The sequence below is a fragment of the Lewinella sp. IMCC34191 genome (assembly GCF_003390935.1).
GTDB lineage: Bacteria > Bacteroidota > Bacteroidia > Chitinophagales > Saprospiraceae > Neolewinella.
This window is the reverse complement of sequence record NZ_QNQZ01000009.1, coordinates 82,200-102,274: the sequence shown is the minus strand read 5'-3', so window position 1 is coordinate 102,274 and position 20,075 is coordinate 82,200. Positions and strand designations below refer to the sequence as shown.

Here is a 20,075-nt window from a genome sequence, read left to right as displayed (position 1 = left end):
GTCGCAGGCGTCTAGGCCTTTATCAAGTTTTCCCATTTGGAGCGAAGGGCTTGCTCCGTGTTGCTGTGCCAGCAATTTTTCGGAAGTTCCCGGTTAAAGGCCAGGTTCGTGAGGACGTCTCCCAGATGGGTGCCATCTGAAAAATGTAAGACGGCCGGGTCCCGTAGTGGATGCCAAAATGGTAAAAGGATGGGCTTGCCGAAATAGATGGCATCGAAGGGCGTTCCCGAGGCTTTGGTATAGCCAATTTTTTCAATATATCGTCCAACAGTGACCTCGGGCTTAAGCGGAGCCAGTATCACATCCGCGGATGTCAGGACCGCATCGAATTGCTGTTCATCCAGGCCGTCGTTGTACCAGTGAAGTTGGATACCGTTAGTACCCGATAAACTCCGCTCGGTAACGAATTCCTGGAATTGTCTTTGAATACATTGGTCAACAACTTTTCCGGCAAAGTGGATATCTATCATGGCATCATTGCCAGCCGCACCAGCGAGGCCATCTAAGACTAGCTTGTAGTTACGAGCTCTGCTGCTCATAGAGCCCGGTACGACCACCTGCAAGGTTCTCCTGTCAGCATTCGCCGTGATTTGTACTGGCGAATTCCGCAGACACGAAAACGGTAAAACGAGGTGATTGACGTTGCCTAAAGATGTTTCCCGCATTCCTTCTTGTGCCAGGGCATCCGTAGCATAGAGTAGTGCGAGGGAGGAGGTAAGCAGAGATCGTTTGGCACGTATTTCAATGTACTGCCTTACATCCTTGGCCAAATCTTTTACCGTGCTGCGGGGCAAGCGGTACGCGGATCGGTCAAACCAGTAATTGAGATTGTGCAACACCAGGTAGAAGTTCACCCGACTAATTAAGGAGGTAAACCAGTGAGGCCGCTGTCCAACCGTTGGAATTACGGCGACACTCGTGCTGTCAAACTGAATGCGCCGGATATAAGCGGGCCACGAGATCCCTTCGGTGGGTCCGCCAATAGATACGTTGGGGACCGTGGAATATTGGGCGCGAAGAGATTCCTGGTAGCAAGGTTTGACGTGGCAAACCACTTTAACACCTGCAATGCTGGCAATCAGGCCTACCCATCTTTCAATTAACTCCGTATGGTCAAAAGCTTCCAGGTAATGTACCGTCTTGTTTTCGGCTGGCGCATTCATTTTTGCCCGTCTAATGTATTGCTGCTAGACCCGACGTGCCTATCGGGGCAGGCCATATAATTCGTTCAGTCTTGCAGCATTCGAAGCTGCATCAAATCCGGCCTTTTCCAGCACGGCAATTCTATCATCTCTTGACGGGGAAGTTGCCGATGCGAATTTGATAATCGTTTTACACCATTGATCAACTGAAACTAAAGGGAGAAATTCAATCAGGCCCAGTCCGAGATCAACCTCCTCGGATACTTGGTTGGAAACCACTGCGGGCAAGCCCGCAGCCTGGGATTCGACCAAAACTAGTGGAAAACCTTCGTAGAATGAAGGGAGCAGCATGAGATCCGATCCAGCCAGGATATCCGGTATATCGTTGCGGTTGCCGAGGAAGCTAACGTGTTTTTCCAGACCGAAGGTGACGACTGTATCCTCAAGATCACCGATCATTTGTCCATCACCCACAAATACAAGGTGGTAATGATAACCCATTTGGGTAAGCTTCCGGGCGATTGAAAGGGAGTAGCCGGGGTTTTTCTGGTAGTCGAGACGCCCGATTTGGCACAATACGCGGCAATCCGCAGGCAGGTTTAGTAGTGACCTCAGTAAGGAAGGACTTGAGGCGGCAAAACGGGTCAGGGCAATGCCATTACGCATAATGTGAAACGGTCTAGACGGTCCGAAAAGAAATTGTCCGGCGGCGTGACCACATGCCACATAGCGGTTTGCGCACCACTGCATAAGTTTTATCGATATACGCTGATAAAGAAGGCTAAAAGCAGATAATCTCAAATTAGCGCGGGTAGTATGGGAATGAGCTATTCTACTGCTAACCGACCCGAAATAGGCGGCTAGCAGATAGAGGCCCCCATCGAGCAAGGTGTGGTTGTGAACGGCCACGAATTCCGGATGCGCCCGTAAAAACTGAAAGGTGGACCAAAAGCGAGAAGCGGGATTATTCACCGGGGGCAGGCGGTAGATTATTCCTCCTAAAGCTTGAATTTCGCTGTCGTAATGGCAAACGCGGTCAGTGAAGTACAGAAAGTCGAACTGCAGTCGAGAACGATCGATCCAGCGGTACAAATTCATGATGGATGTTTCCACTCCTGCACGGTCCATACCACCCGCAATCTGCAAGACGCGTACGGGACTCAAAACCGACCCACGTAGTTCTGCGGGCTAATTTGCCGCAGTTCATTCTTCACGGATTCTGAGACCTTAAGTCCTGCAATGAACTGGGAGATGGTTTGCTGGTCCACGGCCGAATTCCCCCGCGTCAACTCCTTCAACGCCTCATACGGCTTCGGATAACCCTCCCGCCGCAATACATTTTGGATAGCCTCCGCCGTCACCATCCAGTTGGCTTCCAGATCGGCACGTAATTTTTCCTCGTTGAGGAGTAGCTTACCCAAGCCCTTCTCGATTGCCTGAATGGCGATGAGCACATGAGCCAGCGGGACGCCTATGTTACGCAGCACCGTAGAATCCGTGAGGTCGCGTTGCAGGCGGGAGATGGGGAGCTTATCGGCCAAATGACCGAAGATCGCGCGGGCCAGGCCCAGGTTACCCTCCGCATTTTCAAAGTCAATGGGGTTAACCTTGTGGGGCATGGCGGAACTGCCGATCTCGCCGGCCACGGTGCGCTGGCGGAAATACTCCATACTAATGTAGGTCCAGATGTCGCGGCACAGATCGATGAGGATAGTAGCGATACGGGATAGGGCGTGGAAGGTAGCCGCCAGGTTATCGTAGTGCTCGATTTGGGTGGTCGGGTAACTGCGCTGCAGTCCGAGATCATCTTGTACGAAACCATCGGCGAAGGCGTGCCAGTCCGTATCGGGGTAGGCGACGTAGTGGGCATTCATGTTACCGGTAGCGCCGCCGAATTTAGCCGAATAGGGGACGGCCTTCATCTGCCGGATTTGTTCGCGGAGACGAGCCGTCCAGACTGCGAATTCCTTACCCAATAGGGTAGGGGACGCAGGTTGCCCGTGGGTCTTTGCCAACATGGGCACTTCCTTCCACTCCTGAACACGTCCGTCCAGGTTCGTTAACAGACGGTCCAGTGCGGGTTGAATGACTTCCTGCAACCCGTCCTTCAGACTTAAAGGAATCGCCGTATTATTTATATCCTGGCTGGTGAGTCCAAAGTGAACGAACTCCAGAATAGCCTCCAGCCCATTCTCTTTCAATTTGTCCTTTAAAAAATATTCTACAGCCTTTACGTCGTGATTGGTGACGCGTTCGGTCGCCTTGATCTGCTGCGCGTCCGCTTCGCTGAAGTTATCCACGATGGAATCCAAGCGATCAATGCTTGTCTTGTCGGCCACTGCTACTTGGGGAAGCCCCAACCGGTGGAGCGCTTGGAGATATCTTACCTCAACCAATACCCGGTACCTGATCAATCCGTATTCGCTGAAGTAAGGGGAGAGCGATTTAACTTTGGAGGCGTAACGGCCGTCGACCGGACCGATAGCGGTGAGTGCAGACATGGTAGACTTTTGCCCGCAAAGGTAATCAAGCCGTGACGGCCAGGCGACCGGGAACTCCGCCTACACGAAAAACTCTTCGTCCAGTTCGGTGGTGTTTCCCTCCCGGCGTATGTGGTAGGGCTTAGACTCCGTGTTGGGTAAGGTCCGGGGGTCTACGCGGGTAACCGGCGTACGGTGACTGGCCAGCAGGCAGCGATCGTTTTTAAAGACATCGACGGTGATGGCTCCCCACCATGCCATACCGATCTCGACGCGAAACTTATCCACTCCCTGTCCGTCCGTAGCGTCTACCGTAAAATAGTGACTCCGACCAAACAAACTGTGACCCGAACTGGCCAAGTTCCCGTTGAAGTAGACTTTTTCCTCGCCGGTCCACATGCTGTTGTGGACTTCCAATAAGTCGTCTTGAATGGGTAGTGCTAAGATGCGCATGGCTGATTGATTAATTGGTCCTCAAATTCGGCCCGAATGGTAAGTCCGTCGTATTTGCTAGACGAACGCGCCGCATTTTCGGATGACCGACACCTCATTGCTTACCTTCGCTCTGCCTAACCAGCCGACATGATGTATCGTAACTCCCGAATTCTCGCTTTACTCGCACTGATCGTCCATTGGGGCGGACTGTTCGCGCAGTCAGGTACCGAACCTGCCCCAGATTTTTTGCGCAGCATCGGTAAAATGTACGTGGTAGTTGCGGTAATTGTCGTTGTCTTTCTCGGACTAGCCTTCTATCTCTGGAGACTGGACCGCCGCCTAACGGATATTGAAAATCAAATTGAAGATCATGCGTGACAACTCATTTTTAGAAAGTGTAGGACGGTACTTTGACGCCGCCGCCCCCCACACCGGCCTTCCGGAGGGGCTTCTTAGTCAAATTAAGATTTGCAATAGCGTATACCAGATTTACTTTCCCGTCAAGATCAACGGAGAGGTGCAGGTTATCGAGGCGTACCGCGCCCAGCACAGTCACCACCGTAGCCCGACGAAAGGGGGTATTCGCTACTCCAACCACGTCAATCAGGAAGAGGTCGTCGCGCTCGCCACCCTGATGTCTTACAAGTGTGCCATCGTAGACGTCCCCTTTGGCGGCGCGAAGGGCGGGGTTCGCATCAACCCCTGGGAGTACTCGGAAAGCGACCTGGAGAAGATCACCCGCCGGTACACCACCGAGCTCATTCGTCGTAAATTCATCGGGCCGGCTATTGACGTTCCCGCACCCGATTACGGTACCGGACCGCGCGAGATGGCCTGGATCTATGACACCTATCGCAGTTTTCACCCCGACGATATTAACGCCGCCGGCTGTGTAACCGGTAAGCCGGTTAGCCAGAATGGTGTCCGGGGCAGGACCGAGGCCACCGGTCGCGGCGTTTTCTACGGCATTCGCGAAGCCTGTAACCAGGCCGACCTGATGGACCGCCTGGGACTCAAAACCGGCATCGAGGGCAAAACGATGGTGGTACAGGGATTAGGCAATGTAGGCTCACATACCGCGACAATTAGCCAGGACGAGGGTGGTGTCACCATCATCGGCGTGTCGGAAGTCGAAGGCGCTATCTATAATCCCGAAGGCTTTGATATCCACGACGTGATTCGCCATCGCGCGGAACACGGTAGCATTCTGAGTTACCCCGGAGCGAAAGCCTTCGGAAAGGAAGAGCGCCGGGCCGTCATGGAGTTCGAATGCGATATTTTAGTTCCGGCCGCGCTGGAGAACCAGATCGACGAAGACAATGCGGCCAACGTTAAGGCTAAAATGGTCGCCGAGGCCGCTAACGGACCCGTCACCGCCAGTGGAGCGGCCATACTTGCCGAGCGGGGGGTGATCGTTCTCCCCGATATTTACCTCAATGCGGGCGGAGTTACCGTCAGTTACTTCGAATGGCTCAAGAACCTGAGTCACATGCGGTTCGGGCGGCTACAGAAGCGCTTTGACGAGCAAAACTACCGTCGCATCGTGGAGCAGATCGAATCGACCACCGGTAAGGAGATCAGCGAACGAGATCGGCAGATGATCATTCACGGGGCTGACGAGATCGACCTTGTTCGTTCCGGATTGGAGGAGACCATGATCAGTGGTTTCCAGGGTATATACGATTTGTACAAGGAGAAAGAGGGGATCAAAGACTTGCGAACCGCCGCCTTCGCGCTCGCAATTAGCAAGATATCAAACGATTACATCAGCCTGGGGATTTGGCCATAAGCCAAATTTTGGCGAATATTATACTTTTTCCCTGGAAATTGTGAAATAATAGTTGGTGCGGCTATCTTTGCCGCATCAACTTCGCTTACCCCCAACTTTATGTCCGACAAACTTGATAAGATCGATTTAAGCATTCTGAAAATACTTCAGGATAACAGCAAGATCACCAACCTCGACCTCTCCAAAAGAATCGGACTCAGTCCGGCACCCACCCTCGAGCGGGTCAAAAAACTGGAGCAAAACGAAGTTATTCAGAGCTACCATGCCAAAATCAGTCCGGAGGCTATTGGACTGATGGTAAAGACATTCGTGCTGGTATCCCTGGACTGGCGTAAGAATCAGGCCCGGGAAAACTTCCTCGAGCAGGTGCAGAACATCGAGGAGATCACCGAATGCTACATCATCACGGGTGAGGCGGATTTCCTGATCAAGATCGTTTGCCAGGATATCCCAACCTACGAGCGCCTGCTTTTCAAAACCCTCCAGCAGATCGACGAGATCGAGCGACTGAAAACGCTTATGACGCTTTCCACCGTCAAGGACGTCAAGCGCCTGCCTTACGATTACGACGGGGAATAAGGCGTTCACGGTTTTAATGTGGCTGATTATCTATAACTCCCTCCGGCTCAACCTCGGGGCGGGGAAGAGTTGTACATAGGAGAAGCTATATCCAAATGAGTAAATTGAACATCGGCCTGGTACAGCAGGCCAATACCGGCGACCGGACCGCAAACTTCGAAAAAAGTGTCGCTGGCATCCGGAAATGCAAAGAAGAGGGTGCTGATCTGGTCGTCCTCCAGGAATTGCACACCGGACTGTATTTCTGCCAGACCGAATCGGTCGACGTATTCGATCAAGCGGAACCTATCCCTGGGCCGAGCACCGAATATTTTGGCGGCGTAGCGCAGGAATTAGACCTTGTTCTGGTGCTGAGTCTTTTTGAGAGCCGAGCACCCGGGCTCTGTCACAATACCGCCGTCGTCATCGAGCGTGATGGAAGCATTGCCGGCCGCTACCGGAAGATGCACATCCCGGATGACCCCGCCTATTACGAGAAATTTTACTTCACACCTGGCGACATGGGCTTTAAACCCGTGCAAACCAGTCTAGGCAAGCTAGGTGTTTTGGTGTGCTGGGACCAGTGGTACCCCGAAGCAGCCCGGCTGATGGCCCTGGCGGGAGCCGAATTGCTCATCTACCCGACGGCCATCGGCTACGAGAGTACCGACCCCGAAGAGGAAAAGGAGCGCCAACGCGAGGCCTGGATCATCAGTCAACGGGGTCATGCCGTTTACAACGGCCTACCCGTGATTGCTGTAAATCGGACGGGTTTCGAGCCCGACCCAAGCGGCACGACCGGGGGTATCACCTTCTGGGGGAGCAGTTTCGTTGCCGGACCGCAGGGGGAATACCTGTATCGCTCACCCCGGGACGAAGAAGACGTCAAAGTCGTCACCGTAGACCGGCAGCGAACCGCTGACGTACGACGCATCTGGCCTTTCTTTCGGGATCGCCGCATTGATGCCTACGGCGATCTGCTGAAGCGTTACATCGACTAGAAGCTGTACCGCAAGCCCAGCTGCATCTGCCAGCGACTCAGCAGGCTAAAGTCGTTAGTGAAGGTCGATTGAAGCGCCGTGTCGAAGCTGTAAACCGGTTCACCGTCCGAATCAAAACCGGTAACGCCGATGGGCTGGGTAGTGGTCGGAAACTGTCGTACCCCCCAATTGCTGTTGATGAGGTTGCCGACATTTAGAATGTCAAGGGTGAATTGGACACCGTTAGTTTCGCTGAAGCGTAAATCCTGGGCAAGGCGGATGTCCCAATTACTGTACCAGGGACTCAGGATGGCATAGCGCTCAGCGTACTGACCGCGCCTGTCCCGTAAGTATTCGTCCTGCTCGATAAACGCACCATACGCCTGACGCTGTCCGTCACCGCCGGCGAAGTTCATATTCGAGAGCTCGGAAGTGGTCGGCACGTAGATTAGGTCGTTCAGGCCAGAGCCGTCGTTGTTAATGTCTCCACTGTACGTGTAGCTGAAGCGGCCGCCCTCCGCGTATTGGAAGAAGAGCGCGATGGTCGTGGCCCACTGGTCCGAATCTCCGTATTCGAATCGCTTATTGGCGCTGCCTACCACGCGGTGGCGATTTCCGTAGAGGCTGGGGCTTAGCACCGCCTGGTTGACATTGCCGTACGCCGGGTTTCGATCGTACGCATCGCCACTGATCTCGGCTTCAATGGAACTGGCTTCCCGGGCATTCAGGTAGTTGTAAGCCAGGCTCGTATAAAGACCTTTCGTAAACGTTCGCTTTACTTCGATGCTGCCGTTGAAGCTGTTGCCAATGTCCGTATTGGTAAACACGTAGGCATTCGTAGCGCCGCCGAAGGGACCCTGCGCCCGATCTTCCTCCCGGTAAATCGGACGGTCGTCCACGCCGGGGAGCGTGCCGCCCGGAGTGCGCAGTCCGTAATTTCTAACCAGCATGGCGTTCTGGTCGGCGGTATAAATGAGATCCGTGGTCAGTACCCATCCTTCACCTAGGCTAAGGTCGGCACCGAGGTTGCTCCGCCATACCTGCGGAAACTGGAAGTCAGGAGCCGTCATATTGTAAAAGAAGAAATCTGGGTTAGCCACCTGGTTACCGATCCAAACGAACGGAAAGCGACCGCTGAATAAGCCGGTACCTCCCCTTACTTGCAGGGATTGATCACGGAGTGCATCCCAGTTGAATCCCAGCCGGGGGGAAAAGAGGAAGGAATTGTCGGGCAGTTCGGTATGGTCGAACTGTACCGCCTCGTTGTTTTCATTGTAGTAGGTTACGTCCGGAGCGTAGCTGCCACCCTCGGCTACGGTGCCCCCTTTGCGGGCGATGTTCTCGCGGATCTTTTCCGCCGTGTCGAAGTACAGCGGACGGTCGAAACGAACACCGAGGGTCAGCGTAAAGGCCGCGCTCAGGTTTATTTCGTCCTGAAGGTAAAGACCCAGCTGACCTACATTCGTCTCGGCTAGAGCGAAACTCGATCCAGCGTAACCCTCACCCGGGCCGTTGCCCGCATCGAATGCCGCCTGTGCGTCTGCCACTGCCGCATCGAAAGTCCCCGCCCTTACGGCATCGATGAAAGCCTGCGGACTGGCCTGCGCGTTGCCATCCACCGGAGCGAAGGTGCCCGGGTACAATCCGAGGTTAAAGCTGTTATTGAAGTCGAAGCGTTCGAAACTGATACCAGCGGTGACCGTGTGCTGGCCGGCAAAGTACTGCAGATTATTGGTCGCTGCCATACCCGCTGGTCCAGCCGGTTGTTGATCGAGAAGGGTTCGTGCCCGAGAATGATATAGTTGGTCCCGTCCCGCTGAATGGCAAGGCTCGGAAAGGGCGTACTAAAGGGCTCCCGGAAGTCGGTATAGGCGGTATAACCCACCTGGAGTTTGTTGCTGAACTGGTCGGCAAACAGGCTACGCCACTCCACGATGCCGGATTGAATTTCGTTGTTGATCCGGTATCCGGAGTTATAGTACTGGAGGGTGGTAGCGTCGGGTCCGCGACGACCCAGCGCGCTGGGGTGGGCGTTATTGTCGCGGCTGGCATTCAGAAAATTATAGGTGGCCGTAAGGGTATTACCCGGCGCGATGTTCCAGTCCAGCTTGAGAAGTCCCTTCTCGTTGTTGGTATTGTGTTGGTAGTTCTCGTAAGGACCCGTTGCGTACCCGAATTCCTCTTGCAGTACCTGAGAGATGGCATCGAGGTCAGCGGCCTCCACCCGACTGACTTGTTCTCCCGAAACGCCCGCCCGGCTGGCCAAAAAGTTGCTGCCGAGATCTTCGCGGCGCTCCAGTTCGAAGTTGGCGAAGAAGAAGACTTTGTCTTTGATAATCGGCCCTCCGATGCTTGCCCCGGTCTGTACTTGGTGAAGATCGGGCACGAAGATATCGTCACCCGCCACGCGGCTTCCCGTCAAATGCTGGTTGCGAAAGAAACCAAAGACCGTGCCCCGAAAGTCATTGGTTCTGCTTTTGGTAACGGCGTTGATGGCCGCCCCCGTAAATCCGGCCTGCGTAACGTCGTAGGGCGCGAGATTGACCTGGATCTGTTCGATGGCATCGAGCGAGATGGGCTGGGCATTACTTTATCCGCCGGCAGTGGCCGCATCCAGACCGAAGGGATTGTTGAAGATCGAACCGTCGAGCGTAAAGTTGTTGTACTGGTCGTTGCGACCACCGAAGCTATTGCCATCGGAGCTAGGCGTAAGGCGGGTGAAATCACTTGCCGACCGGCTGATCGTGGGCAACCGCTGCAGGACTTCCGTGCTGATCTGGGTAGCGGCACCGGTACGATCACTGTTGATTACGCTGTTACGTCTCGCGCTGACCACTACCTCGTCCAGGATCTCACCCGCCGCGCCGAGCGTGAAGTCGAGCTGTCGCTTCAGGCCGAGCGCAAGTTGCAGACCCTCTTCCGTTTCCTCGCCGAATCCCACGAAAGTGACCACAACAGTATAGGGCCCGCCGACGCGCAGGTTATTCAGATTGTAGTATCCCTCGTCCTGCGCCACGGTACCGTATTGCGTGCCGATGGGTTGGTGCACGACCAGTACGGTGGCCCCGGGCAGGCCGGATCCATCGGTATCGACGATCTGGCCCGCGAGGGAGGCCGTTGTAGCCTGGGCGCTAACGAGGATACACAGTGCTCCACAGAGCGCGGTAAGTAGAAATTTCAGCATCATTTGGTGTTGACTGCCCGGGGGAAGGGCGTTGGGCAAAGGGGTGTTGCCAACAAAGTTAACCGATGCTGCTACATTATTTACCTACCGGCTGTAAGAATCACCGTGCATAGAATGCGGTAATGCCGGTCCTGCCAATAATATGCTGGGTAGCCATAAAGACGATCTTCTCCGCCGGGCTTCCCGCCGGCACCTCCAGGCTATCGGTATCCAGGGCATACAGGGTAAGGTTATAAGCGTGGGCTACGTCACCCGGGGGCGGGCAGGCACCTCCGAATTCAGCCACGCCGTAGCTGTTCATTCCCTGCAGGGTGCCCTCGGGCATGCCTTCGCTGCTGGCACCGGTGGGCAGCGACGTCACACTGGCCGGAATATTGTAGGCGCACCAGTGCGTAAAGCCGGCCGGGGTGGGCGCATCCGGATCGTGCACGAGAATCAGATAAGACTTCGTACCGGAGGGGGGATTCTTCCAGCTGAGATCCGGGCTGAGGTTTTCACCTCCCGCTCCCATGCCGTTGAAGACATTGACCTTATCGAGCTGGCCCATAAACTGATTGCTGGTAACCGTAAATCCTGGCATAATGATGGTTTTTGTTTTTTCAACTGACCGGTCTTTAGGGAAGTTCGTTCTACCTGCGCCCCGCCGCCGTATGGCTACCTTTGCGGGAAAAGAACGACGTGACGAAAGCCGAGAAGGCCCGCGATATTCACCGCATTCTGGATGACTTGTATCCGGAAGTACCCGTTCCGCTAGACCATCAGGATCCGTACACCCTGCTGGTTGCCGTACTGCTTTCCGCGCAGTGTACGGACGTGCGGGTGAACCAGGTGACACCTTCCCTTTGGGCGGTCACCGATCGCCCCGAGGTAATGAAGAGCCTACCGGTGGAGGACATCCGGGAGATTATTAAACCCTGCGGATTGTCACCATCGAAGAGTAAGGCGATCAAGGAGCTGAGCCGAATCATAGATGAAGAACACGGCGGTCGGGTGCCCAGTACGTTTGCCGAATTGGAAGCGCTGCCGGGCGTAGGACATAAGACCGCCAGCGTAGTGATGAGCCAGGCCTTCGGCGTGCCCGCCTTTCCGGTCGATACCCATATCCACCGGCTCGCCTACCGCTGGGCGTTAAGTACGGGCAAGAATGTGGTCAAGACGGAAGCGGACCTCAAACGGCTTTTTCCGCGCGAATCGTGGAACAAGCTCCATCTGCAGATCATCTTTTTCGGCCGCGAGTACTGCCCGGCGCGGGGTCACCTTATGGCGTCCTGCCCGATCTGCTCAATTCACGGTCGACGCTCGCTACTGAAGCGGGAATACCGTTAACTTGCCGGCGGAATGGAAGGACTGAGCGACAAGAGTAATTGGTCACGCCGGCTGCCACGCATCCTGCTGGGCGTGACCGCGGTGATCCTTATCAGTTTGCTGTACCCGAACAACCTGACCTTCCCGTACCAGTTTGAGCTCAACCAAACCTGGCAGTACGCCGACCTGACCGCCCCGACGGCCATTCCCATCTTCAAGCGGGAAGAACGATTTACGGCCGATCGCGAGGCGGTGGTCCGGAACTTAACGCCGGTTTACCGTCGTGACACCGAAGTCGCCCGGGAAGCCCGCGCGGAGTACATCGCAGCCTTCTCGGCGGCCCTCGATTCCGCCCGCGCCCGAAACACTTACCCCGGGCTGTTGCGGCAACCGGAAGCCCATCGGCTCTACGGACTGGAACTACTGGACCGAATCTACCAGCGCGGAATCGTTCGCCTGCGCACGGAAGACGAGGCGCGTTCCGGCATGGCCACCGTCATCCAGATCGTGGATGGCAGTCAGGTCAACACCCGCACCATCGGTCAGGTGTTTACCACCCCCGGCCGCGCTCGCCAGTGGCTGACCGATAGCATCCTCTACACCCGGCTGGCCGCGCCCGACTTTCTGGTACCCCTCCTCGAGGATAAACTCCGGTATAACGTCTTTTACAATGACAGCCTGACGAACCGCCTTCGGGAGCAGACCCTGGACGCGGTGAGCCCCTACGACGGACTGGTGGAGCAGGGCGACATCCTGGTCCGGCAGGGAGAAGTGATCTCCGATAACGTCTACCAGAAGCTGATCAGCTACCGGAGCGAGTACAACAGAAACCTGGAAGGAACAACCACCTACCTCTCCGTATTCACGGGCTACACGCTGATCGTCGGTCTGGTGATTTTGCTGTTGTTCCTGTACCTGCGGACCTTCTTTCCGCTGGTTTACGTCCGCCTTAAGAACCTGATCTTCATTTTGCTCTGGCCGCTGCTTTACGCCATCATGGTGCGTTCGATTGAACTGGCACCGGGGTGGAGCGCCTACATGGTCCCGTTCTGTATCGTGCCGATCGTGATGCGGATCTTTTTCAACGAGCGACTGGCTTTCTTCGTCCACGTGGCCGTCGTCCTTATCGCAAGCTTTCTGACCTCCCTTGGCTACCCGTATACCTTCCTGTCGATCATGGCGGGTGTGGTAGTCATCTTCATGGACATCGATACGCGGGACTGGTCGCGCTTCTTTAGTAGCCTCATCCTGCTTTTTGCCTTCTATCTCTTCGGCTACGTGGGTATCCAGTTGGTGCAGGGCGCGGGGTGGACCGGTATCAATTATGTCGATCTGCTCTGGTTAGGGCTGAATGTATTTCTCGTTCTGTTGGCCTATCCCATCATTCCTTTACTGGAGCGCTTCTTCGGGCTCATTTCTCCGATCACCCTGGTCGAACTAAACGATATGAACCGGCCGCTGCTGGAAAAGCTGGCCCGGCAGGCGGCCGGTACCTGGCAGCACAGCCTGAATGTGGCCAATCTCGCGGAACGGGTGGCAAGCGAGATCGGCGGTAATAGCCTGATGGTGCGTACCGCGGCGCTTTACCACGACATTGGTAAGCTGAAAAACCCGGAGTACTTCATCGAAAACCAGACCGGCCCGAACCCGCACGATCGGATCACGGACCTGGAGAGTGCCAAGATCATCATCGATCACGTCAACGAAGGCGTGAAACTAGCGCGCGCCGCCGGCCTGCCGGACGTGATCGTCGATTTTATTCGTACCCACCACGGGACGACGCGGACCGAATATTTCTACCGTAACCACATCAAGAACCACCCCGAGCGCGAGGTGGACGAACCGTATTTCCGTTACGACGGGCCGTTACCGGTGACAAAGGAGCAAACCATCCTTATGCTGGCCGACAGCGTGGAGGCGGCTTCAAAGTCCCTCAAGCAACCTACCGAAGCGGAGCTGTACGACCTGATCGATAACATCATTCGGGGAAAACTGACCAGTGGACAATTGGTCCAGAGCCACCTGAGCTTTCAGGAGCTGGAGGCGCTGCGCCGGATCTTCCGCTCCGTGCTAAAGAGCTCGCACCAACTGCGGATCGCTTATCCGGAGGAGGAATAGATGACGATCTAACCGGCAATCAACGAGCCCGCACCGTGGAAGTGGACGCCCGGAGCAATAGTTTGGGCCGCGTCGATCATGTGCTTGGCGAGTACGTCCGCATCCGTAGGATTGTAGTCTCCGAGCAGGGTAGGGGAGACACTTCGGATCGCACGGGTCAGACCCGCGGCCAGTTTCTCGGTGAGACGTAATTCCTCCCGTTTTCCGACCAGGACGCCCGGACGGAAGATGTGTACCGACCAGAAGTCCAGACTGGTGATGGATTCTTCCATTTCCCCCTTCGTGCGGGAGTATAGAAAGCTACTCTCCGAATTTGCCCCGGCGGAGGATACGACCAGGCATTGATTGGCCCCGGCCTTTTGCGCGAGTCCGGCGGCGTGAACCACGTATTCATAGTCCACCCGGCGGAATGCTTCCTCACTACCGGCTTTTTTGATGGTAGTTCCTAGCGCGATGAAAATATCCTGGCACCGGAAAATTTCGCGGTAGCGGTCCAAATTATCAAAGTTAATCAGCGGATTATCCAGCTTCTTATGGTCGAGGTGCAGCCGGCGGCGAGTGGGCGCGATTATCCGACGGTAGGCACCGTGTTGAAGGAGCTGTTCGAGCAATTCCCGGCCCACCATCCCGGTGGCGCCCAAAAGCAAGGCGGTTTTCCGGCTCGCTACGATTTCCATGCCCTGCTCCATGACTGACCTAAACCGGTGGGTTGAGATCAGGTTTGCATGCGGCCTGGCTTTAGCTGGAAGCGAGACAGAAACAGCATGCCGGCAATGAAGAAAACGGCCAGGATGAGCACGCTCAATCGCATGCTGCCGGTGAGCGCGTCGAGAAAGCCGAAGATGAAGGTGCCCAGGACGATCGCAACTTTCTCGAGCACGTCGTAGAAGCTGAACCAGGAGGTGGTGTCCATTCGTCGGCCACCCGCATCCACGTCGGGCGGAATGACCTTGGCGTAGGTGGACCGGCTGAGCGACTGTACCCCGCCCATAACCAGCCCGACGCCACCGGCAATAAAGTAAAATTGCAGTTTATCGGTGACGAAGTAGGCCAGCACGCAGATAGCGGTCCAGATTACGAGCTCGACGTACAGGGCAAATTTATTTCCCTTCACTTCGCTGATCTTGGCGGCGAGGTAGGCTCCCGCAATGGCCACGATCTGCAAAATCAACACGACAACGATCAATTCCGCCGTCTCAAAATTGAGCTCTTTTTTAGCAAAGATGCTGGCCAGGAAGATGATGGTTTGGACCCCTGCGGAGTAGCAGAAGAAGGCAATAAGGAACTGTTTGGCATCGGGGTAATCCGTCAGGCGGCGCCATACGTCGGTTAGCTCCTGCCATCCCCTTGCGGCCATGTCTCCCACTCCCGAATTCGCCTTGCGTACATCATCCGGAAGACGGGAAAGGGAAATGTAGGCGAAGACCAGCCACCAGATGCCCACGGTAACAAAGGCCATGCGTACGGCCAGCGTACCCTCTTCGGGCAGGCCAAACCAGCCGGGCTTTTGGACCATGGCCAAATTGAGGATCAGTAACAGGACACTTCCAATGTACCCCATGGCAAAGCCCCGGGCGCTCAAGCGATCAAAGCGATCTTCGGTGGCGATGACGGGCAGGAAGCTATTATAAAAGACCAATCCTCCGGCGAAACCAATTAAACCGATGACAAAGCCGAGGCTACCGATCCACATCGTCTCCATACCCGTGAAAAAGAACAGGCTCAGGCAGCCCAGTCCGCCCATGGTGGTAAACACTTGCAGGAAGAACTTACGCCGGCCCCCGGCATCGGCGATCCCGCTGAGGAGGGGGGATAGCAGGGCAATCACGAGGTAGCTGAAGGTGATCAGGTAGGCAAACCAGGAGCTGTTGGTGAATCCGATACCGAAGGCGGAGAATTCCGGGTCCACCACGCTTTCGAAGTAAGGTGGGAAGATGGCGGTTGTAATGACCAGGGCAAATGCGGAGTTGGCCCAGTCAAAGAGCGCCCAGCCGTTCAGTGTCCGGGGGTCGTTTACAGCTTGTGTCATGGCTTAAAGGTAGCCGGTTCACGGCCGTTATCACTACCTTGGCGCCTTCTTATCCTTACCAAAGCACGACCTAATGCCCCTGATTAAAAGTATTTCCGGATTTCGCGGTACCATCGGAGGAAAAACGGGGGCTAATCTTACCCCCGAAGACATTGTCAGCAGCGTGGCGGGTTATGCCGATTGGTTGCTTCGGAGCGGAGCCACCCCCAAGGTCGTCATCGGCCGCGACGGGCGTCCCTCCGGCGCGGTGGTGTCTGCACTCACCGCGGCGACCCTCCAGAGTATGGGCATCGATGTGATCGACTGCGGGCACGCGACGACGCCTACCGTTGAAATGGCCGTCAAGACCCGGGGAGCGGGGGGCGGTATCATTCTTTCCGCCAGCCATAACCCTAAGGAATACAATGCGCTGAAACTGCTGAACGCGGAGGGTGAATTCATCAGCCACGAGGCGGGGCAGGATCTCATTAACACGGTAGAATCCGGGAATATTACTTACGCCGAGGTCGACGACCTTGGAACGATTCAGCATGACACTACCGCCCTGGAGGATCACATCGAGGCGATACTCGATCATTCCCTGGTGCAGGTCGAAGCGATACGCAATGCGGGCTTTCGGATCGTACTGGACGCCGTGAACAGCGTGGGGGCCATATCCATCCCGCCGTTGTGCGAAGCCCTCGGGGTGGAATGCACGGTCATGAATGGAACGGTAAACGGCCAGTTTGCCCACAATCCCGAACCCCTGCCCGCCCACCTGCAGGACCTTATCGCTGAAGTGAAGACGAGCGGTGCGGACCTCGGCGTAGCCGTCGACCCCGACGTCGACCGCCTGGCGCTGGTCGGCCCCGGGGGGCAGTGGATCGGCGAGGAATACACCCTGGTAACGGTAGCCGATTACGTGCTTGGCCTGGAACCCGGGCCGGTGGTCAGTAATCTGAGCAGCAGCCGGGCGCTGGCGGATTTGGCTAAGGCACACGGTCAGCCCTACTACGCTTCCGCGGTCGGGGAGGTCAACGTGGTGGCGAAGATGAAAGAGGTCCAGGCGACCATCGGTGGTGAAGGAAATGGCGGTATCATCGATCCCCGGTTGCATTACGGCCGCGACAGCCTGATCGGACTCGCGCTGGTCCTCAGCCACCTGGCTACCAGCAAGAAGTCCATCAACGAACTGCGCGGTTTGTACGCGCACTACGAGATGGTCAAGGATAAGATCAGCCTCGAACATGAGCTGGATCTCTCCGAGGCCCTATACGCCATGGAAGCACTCTATCCTGACGTTCCAAAATCAAACATCGACGGGCTCAAACTTGACTTTCCGGACGGATGGGTCCACCTGCGCGGATCCAATACGGAACCCATCGTGCGGGTATACGCCGAGGCGGCCAGCCAGGCCCGTGCCCAGGAACTCGCCGGCGGGGTCAAAGCCCGCTTTATAGAAATGACACAGTAATTCAGCTTTCATGCAGCTCAAACACCAAGATTCCGGCAACTTCTTCTTGATCGCGGGTCCCTGCGCCATCGAAGGCGAGGACATGGCTTTCCGCATTGCCGAACGTATCCTGCAGGTAACGGAAGAACTACGGATTCCCCTCATCTTTAAGGGGAGCTACCGCAAGGCCAACCGAAGCCGCATCGATAGTTTTTCCGGTATTGGTGACGAAAAGGCGTTGGGTATCCTACGAAAAGTAGGGGAGCAGTTTGGTATACCCACCACGACCGATATCCACGCTGACGAAGAAGCAGCTATGGCGGCCGAATACGCGGACGTCTTGCAAATTCCCGCTTTCCTCTGCCGACAAACCTCCCTGCTACAGGCCGCGGCGGAAACCGGGCGTGTGGTCAACATAAAAAAGGGGCAGTTTCTCAGTCCATCCGCCATGCAGCATGCCCGGCAGAAGGTAATCGATAGCGGGAACGACCAAGTGTGGCTGACCGAAAGGGGCGTCACCTTTGGCTATACAGACTTAGTGGTGGATTACCGCGGCATACCTACCATGCAATCATTCGGTAGTCCGGTCATACTGGATTGTACCCATAGTCTGCAACAGCCCAATCAGAGTAGTGGAGTGACCGGGGGACGCCCGGCGATGATCGAGACGGTTGCGCGCGCGGCCGTCGCCGTTGGAGTTGATGGCTTGTTTCTGGAAACGCACTTCAACCCATCGGAGGCAAAGAGCGATGCAGCCAATATGCTTCCCCTGGATCAGTTGCCCGATCTACTGCGAAAACTGGTGGCGCTACGCCAGGTCGTAAAAGAATTCTAAAGCCAACTTTCGAGAACGCGTTCCATTTCCCGGGGCCGTTGGGTGCCGATAAGGATGCGGCTACCGTCCATCAGTTCCAGTTGCAGGCCCTGGTCGCCCATGGTATTGTATGCTTTACCCCGGCGGCCGACGCGGTAACCCCAGCCACCGTATTCGGCCAGGGGACTGTACTGTCGTACGTAAGCGGAGGATATTTCGCTACGCCGAATGACTTTGTTGGTGAAGGGTCGAAATCCTATTTCAATGCGATCGCTTGTAATCCGCGTCCGCAGCGTGACCAGGGTAAGTGCGACCACGACTAAAATTCCGGCGGCGGGTGCCAGGAAGTGGATCCACTCCACTTCCTGGTCCCATAGCCGATAAATGGTGAATACGGTAGCGACGATGACGACGACATTGAGGGTGGACATCCACCACGCGTTAAATCGCTGTCGCTCCTCGTATACAACCACTTTCAGTACAGTTAGTACCAACTAAATATACTGCGCAATCAGATTTTCGTAGCGCTCCTGGCGTCCGCTGGTCATGGGCGGCTCGCCGCCTGCCAGTCCGATCTTGGCCAGATCTTCCAGGCTTAGGTTGCCGGCTTCGTATTTCTGGCCGTCACCGCTGTCGAAGGAAGCGTAGCGTTCGCGACGCATGTCCTTAAATTTGGACTTGTTCAGGACGCGGTCAGCCGCGAGCAGGGCCCGGGCAAAGACGTCCATACCTCCGATGTGCGCGTGGAAGATATCTTCCAGGTCGGTCGAGTTGCGGCGGGTCTTCGCGTCGAAGTTCACACCGCCGCCCTGCAGGCCACCGGCTTCCAGGATGACAATCATGGCTTCGGTCAATTCCTGTACGCTGGTCGGGAACTGGTCGGTATCCCAGCCATTCTGATAGTCTCCACGGTTGGCGTCGATGCTGCCGAGGAGGCCCTGGCTGGCCGCTACGGCAAGCTCGTGCTCGAAAGTGTGCTGAGCAAGCGTGGCATGGTTTACCTCGATGTTCAGTTTGAAATCGTCGAGCAGGTCGTACTGACGGAGGAAGCCCGCTACGGTGGCACTGTCGAAGTCGTACTGGTGCTTGCTGGGTTCGAAGGGCTTGGGTTCAATGAAGAAGTGTCCCTTAAAGCCTTGCGCACGGGCGTAGTCGCGGGCCATGGTGAGGAAGCGACCGAGGTGGTCGACCTCCCGCTTCAGGTCGGTGTTGAGCAGGCTCATATAGCCTTCGCGACCGCCCCAGAAGACGTAGTTCTCTCCGTTCAGCTTAATGGTGGTGTCGATGGCCGATTTCAGCTGAGCTCCGGCGTAGGCGACGACTTTGAAATCGGGATTGGTTCCAGCCCCATTCATGTAGCGGGGGTTGCTGAAGAGGTTGGCGGTTCCCCACAGGACCTTCTTTCCCGTAGCCTCCATCTTCTCGGCGATGTAGTCGGAAACCTCGTCGAGGCGGTTGCGGAAGGTCTTCAGGTCGGCTCCGGCTTCGTCGAGCAGGTCGACGTCGTGGAAGCAGAAGTAGTCCAGCCCGAGCTTATCCATAATCTCGAAGCCGGCGTCGGCGGCATTTTTAGCCTCCTGGACGGGATCGGTGCCGCCGAGCCATGGGTAATCGGCCGTGCCGGGACCGAAGGGGTCTCCTCCGGTGTTGCGCAGGGTATGCCACCACGCCATCGAAAACTTAAAGTGCTCGGCCATGGTCTTGCCGGCCACCACCTGGTCCTTCTTGTAGTATTTGAAGGCCATCGGGTTGTCACTCTCCGGACCCTCATACTGGATGGTGGGTATTGAATCAAAGTACGTTGCCATG

Annotated in this window: 20 protein-coding genes; 8 read left to right on the top strand and 12 right to left on the bottom strand. The window is 56.0% G+C overall.

Annotation, left to right across the window (positions count from 1 at the left end; translation table 11 throughout):
• Positions 1 to 11 precede the first annotated feature (11 nt).
• Genes DRW39_RS16815 through DRW39_RS16800 form a run of 4 tightly spaced genes read right to left on the bottom strand, consistent with a single transcriptional unit; the run spans position 12 to position 4,075 of the window.
• Positions 12 to 1,163 carry a hypothetical protein gene (locus tag DRW39_RS16815; protein ID WP_116108230.1) on the bottom strand — a complete coding sequence of 384 codons (1,152 nt, stop codon included), beginning with the start codon at positions 1,161 to 1,163 and terminating at the stop codon, positions 12 to 14.
• A gap of 39 nt (positions 1,164 to 1,202) precedes the next feature.
• Positions 1,203 to 2,255, bottom strand: coding sequence for a glycosyltransferase (locus DRW39_RS16810; protein WP_157976180.1), 1,053 nt, complete (start codon positions 2,253 to 2,255; stop codon positions 1,203 to 1,205).
• Between the two features lie 47 nt (positions 2,256 to 2,302).
• Positions 2,303 to 3,643 carry an adenylosuccinate lyase gene (gene purB, locus DRW39_RS16805; RefSeq protein ID WP_116108228.1) on the bottom strand — a complete coding sequence of 447 codons (1,341 nt, stop codon included), beginning with the start codon at positions 3,641 to 3,643 and terminating at the stop codon, positions 2,303 to 2,305.
• A 60-nt stretch (positions 3,644 to 3,703) separates the two neighbouring features.
• Complete coding sequence (locus tag DRW39_RS16800) at positions 3,704 to 4,075, bottom strand: hypothetical protein (RefSeq protein ID WP_116108227.1); 372 nt, start codon at positions 4,073 to 4,075, stop codon at positions 3,704 to 3,706.
• A 129-nt stretch (positions 4,076 to 4,204) separates the two neighbouring features.
• On the opposite strand from DRW39_RS16800, the gene DRW39_RS16795 reads away from it, so the two are divergent.
• The 4 genes from DRW39_RS16795 (at position 4,205) to DRW39_RS16780 (ending at position 7,405) form a co-directional block, all read left to right on the top strand.
• On the top strand, positions 4,205 to 4,435 hold the full coding sequence (locus DRW39_RS16795) for a CcmD family protein (RefSeq protein ID WP_232830177.1): 231 nt from the start codon (positions 4,205 to 4,207) through the stop codon (positions 4,433 to 4,435).
• Entirely contained in the window at positions 4,428 to 5,846 is a 1,419-nt protein-coding gene (locus DRW39_RS16790; protein WP_116108226.1) for a Glu/Leu/Phe/Val family dehydrogenase, read from the top strand. The genes DRW39_RS16795 and DRW39_RS16790 overlap by 8 nt, the downstream gene beginning before the upstream one ends.
• A 99-nt stretch (positions 5,847 to 5,945) precedes the next feature.
• A complete protein-coding gene (locus DRW39_RS16785; protein ID WP_116108225.1) occupies positions 5,946 to 6,425 on the top strand; it encodes an Lrp/AsnC family transcriptional regulator in 480 nt (159 codons plus the stop codon).
• A gap of 104 nt (positions 6,426 to 6,529) precedes the next feature.
• Positions 6,530 to 7,405, top strand: a complete 876-nt coding sequence (locus DRW39_RS16780; RefSeq protein WP_410503601.1) for a carbon-nitrogen hydrolase — start codon at positions 6,530 to 6,532, stop codon at positions 7,403 to 7,405.
• Here DRW39_RS16780 and DRW39_RS22550 read toward each other — a convergent pair.
• The 4 genes from DRW39_RS22550 to DRW39_RS16770 form a co-directional block, all read right to left on the bottom strand.
• Positions 7,402 to 9,072: a TonB-dependent receptor domain-containing protein gene (locus tag DRW39_RS22550; protein ID WP_232830182.1), complete on the bottom strand. Its 1,671-nt coding sequence runs from the start codon at positions 9,070 to 9,072 to the stop codon at positions 7,402 to 7,404. The two genes, DRW39_RS16780 and DRW39_RS22550, sit on opposite strands and share 4 nt — an antisense overlap.
• Positions 8,955 to 9,806 (bottom strand): hypothetical protein, encoded by an 852-nt coding sequence (locus tag DRW39_RS22665; RefSeq protein WP_232830176.1) that lies wholly within the window; start codon positions 9,804 to 9,806, stop codon positions 8,955 to 8,957. The genes DRW39_RS22550 and DRW39_RS22665 overlap by 118 nt, the downstream gene beginning before the upstream one ends.
• 168 nt (positions 9,807 to 9,974) lie before the next feature.
• Positions 9,975 to 10,568: a carboxypeptidase-like regulatory domain-containing protein gene (locus tag DRW39_RS22545; protein WP_198664922.1), complete on the bottom strand. Its 594-nt coding sequence runs from the start codon at positions 10,566 to 10,568 to the stop codon at positions 9,975 to 9,977.
• Positions 10,569 to 10,668: 100 nt separating this feature from the next.
• Positions 10,669 to 11,148, bottom strand: coding sequence for a YbhB/YbcL family Raf kinase inhibitor-like protein (locus tag DRW39_RS16770; protein WP_116108223.1), 480 nt, complete (start codon positions 11,146 to 11,148; stop codon positions 10,669 to 10,671).
• Positions 11,149 to 11,246: 98 nt separating this feature from the next.
• Here DRW39_RS16770 and nth point away from each other — a divergent pair, with 98 nt between their 5' ends.
• Both nth and DRW39_RS16760 read left to right on the top strand, forming a co-directional pair.
• Positions 11,247 to 11,894, top strand: coding sequence for an endonuclease III (gene nth, locus DRW39_RS16765; RefSeq protein WP_116108368.1), 648 nt, complete (start codon positions 11,247 to 11,249; stop codon positions 11,892 to 11,894).
• Positions 11,895 to 11,906: 12 nt separating this feature from the next.
• Positions 11,907 to 13,991 (top strand): HD family phosphohydrolase, encoded by a 2,085-nt coding sequence (locus tag DRW39_RS16760; RefSeq protein WP_116108222.1) that lies wholly within the window; start codon positions 11,907 to 11,909, stop codon positions 13,989 to 13,991.
• 8 nt (positions 13,992 to 13,999) lie between these two features.
• Here the strand turns inward: DRW39_RS16760 and DRW39_RS16755 are convergent, their stop codons facing one another.
• Together DRW39_RS16755 and DRW39_RS16750 are read right to left on the bottom strand one after the other, a co-directional pair.
• On the bottom strand, positions 14,000 to 14,668 hold the full coding sequence (locus tag DRW39_RS16755; RefSeq protein ID WP_157976179.1) for an NAD-dependent epimerase/dehydratase family protein: 669 nt from the start codon (positions 14,666 to 14,668) through the stop codon (positions 14,000 to 14,002).
• 38 nt (positions 14,669 to 14,706) lie between these two features.
• Entirely contained in the window at positions 14,707 to 16,020 is a 1,314-nt protein-coding gene (locus DRW39_RS16750) for an MFS transporter (protein WP_116108220.1), read from the bottom strand.
• Between the two features lie 73 nt (positions 16,021 to 16,093).
• Here DRW39_RS16750 and glmM point away from each other — a divergent pair, with 73 nt between their 5' ends.
• Together glmM and kdsA are read left to right on the top strand one after the other, a co-directional pair.
• On the top strand, positions 16,094 to 17,473 hold the full coding sequence (glmM, locus tag DRW39_RS16745; protein ID WP_116108219.1) for a phosphoglucosamine mutase: 1,380 nt from the start codon (positions 16,094 to 16,096) through the stop codon (positions 17,471 to 17,473).
• 10 nt (positions 17,474 to 17,483) lie between these two features.
• A complete protein-coding gene (gene kdsA / locus DRW39_RS16740; RefSeq protein ID WP_116108218.1) occupies positions 17,484 to 18,287 on the top strand; it encodes a 3-deoxy-8-phosphooctulonate synthase in 804 nt (267 codons plus the stop codon).
• On the opposite strand, the gene DRW39_RS16735 is transcribed toward kdsA, so the two are convergent.
• Both DRW39_RS16735 and xylA read right to left on the bottom strand, forming a co-directional pair.
• Positions 18,284 to 18,697 carry a hypothetical protein gene (locus tag DRW39_RS16735; protein WP_157976178.1) on the bottom strand — a complete coding sequence of 138 codons (414 nt, stop codon included), beginning with the start codon at positions 18,695 to 18,697 and terminating at the stop codon, positions 18,284 to 18,286. The genes kdsA and DRW39_RS16735 overlap by 4 nt on opposite strands.
• 63 nt (positions 18,698 to 18,760) lie before the next feature.
• Entirely contained in the window at positions 18,761 to 20,074 is a 1,314-nt protein-coding gene (xylA, locus tag DRW39_RS16730) for a xylose isomerase (protein ID WP_116108216.1), read from the bottom strand.
• Between the last annotated feature and the right edge of the window lies 1 nt (position 20,075).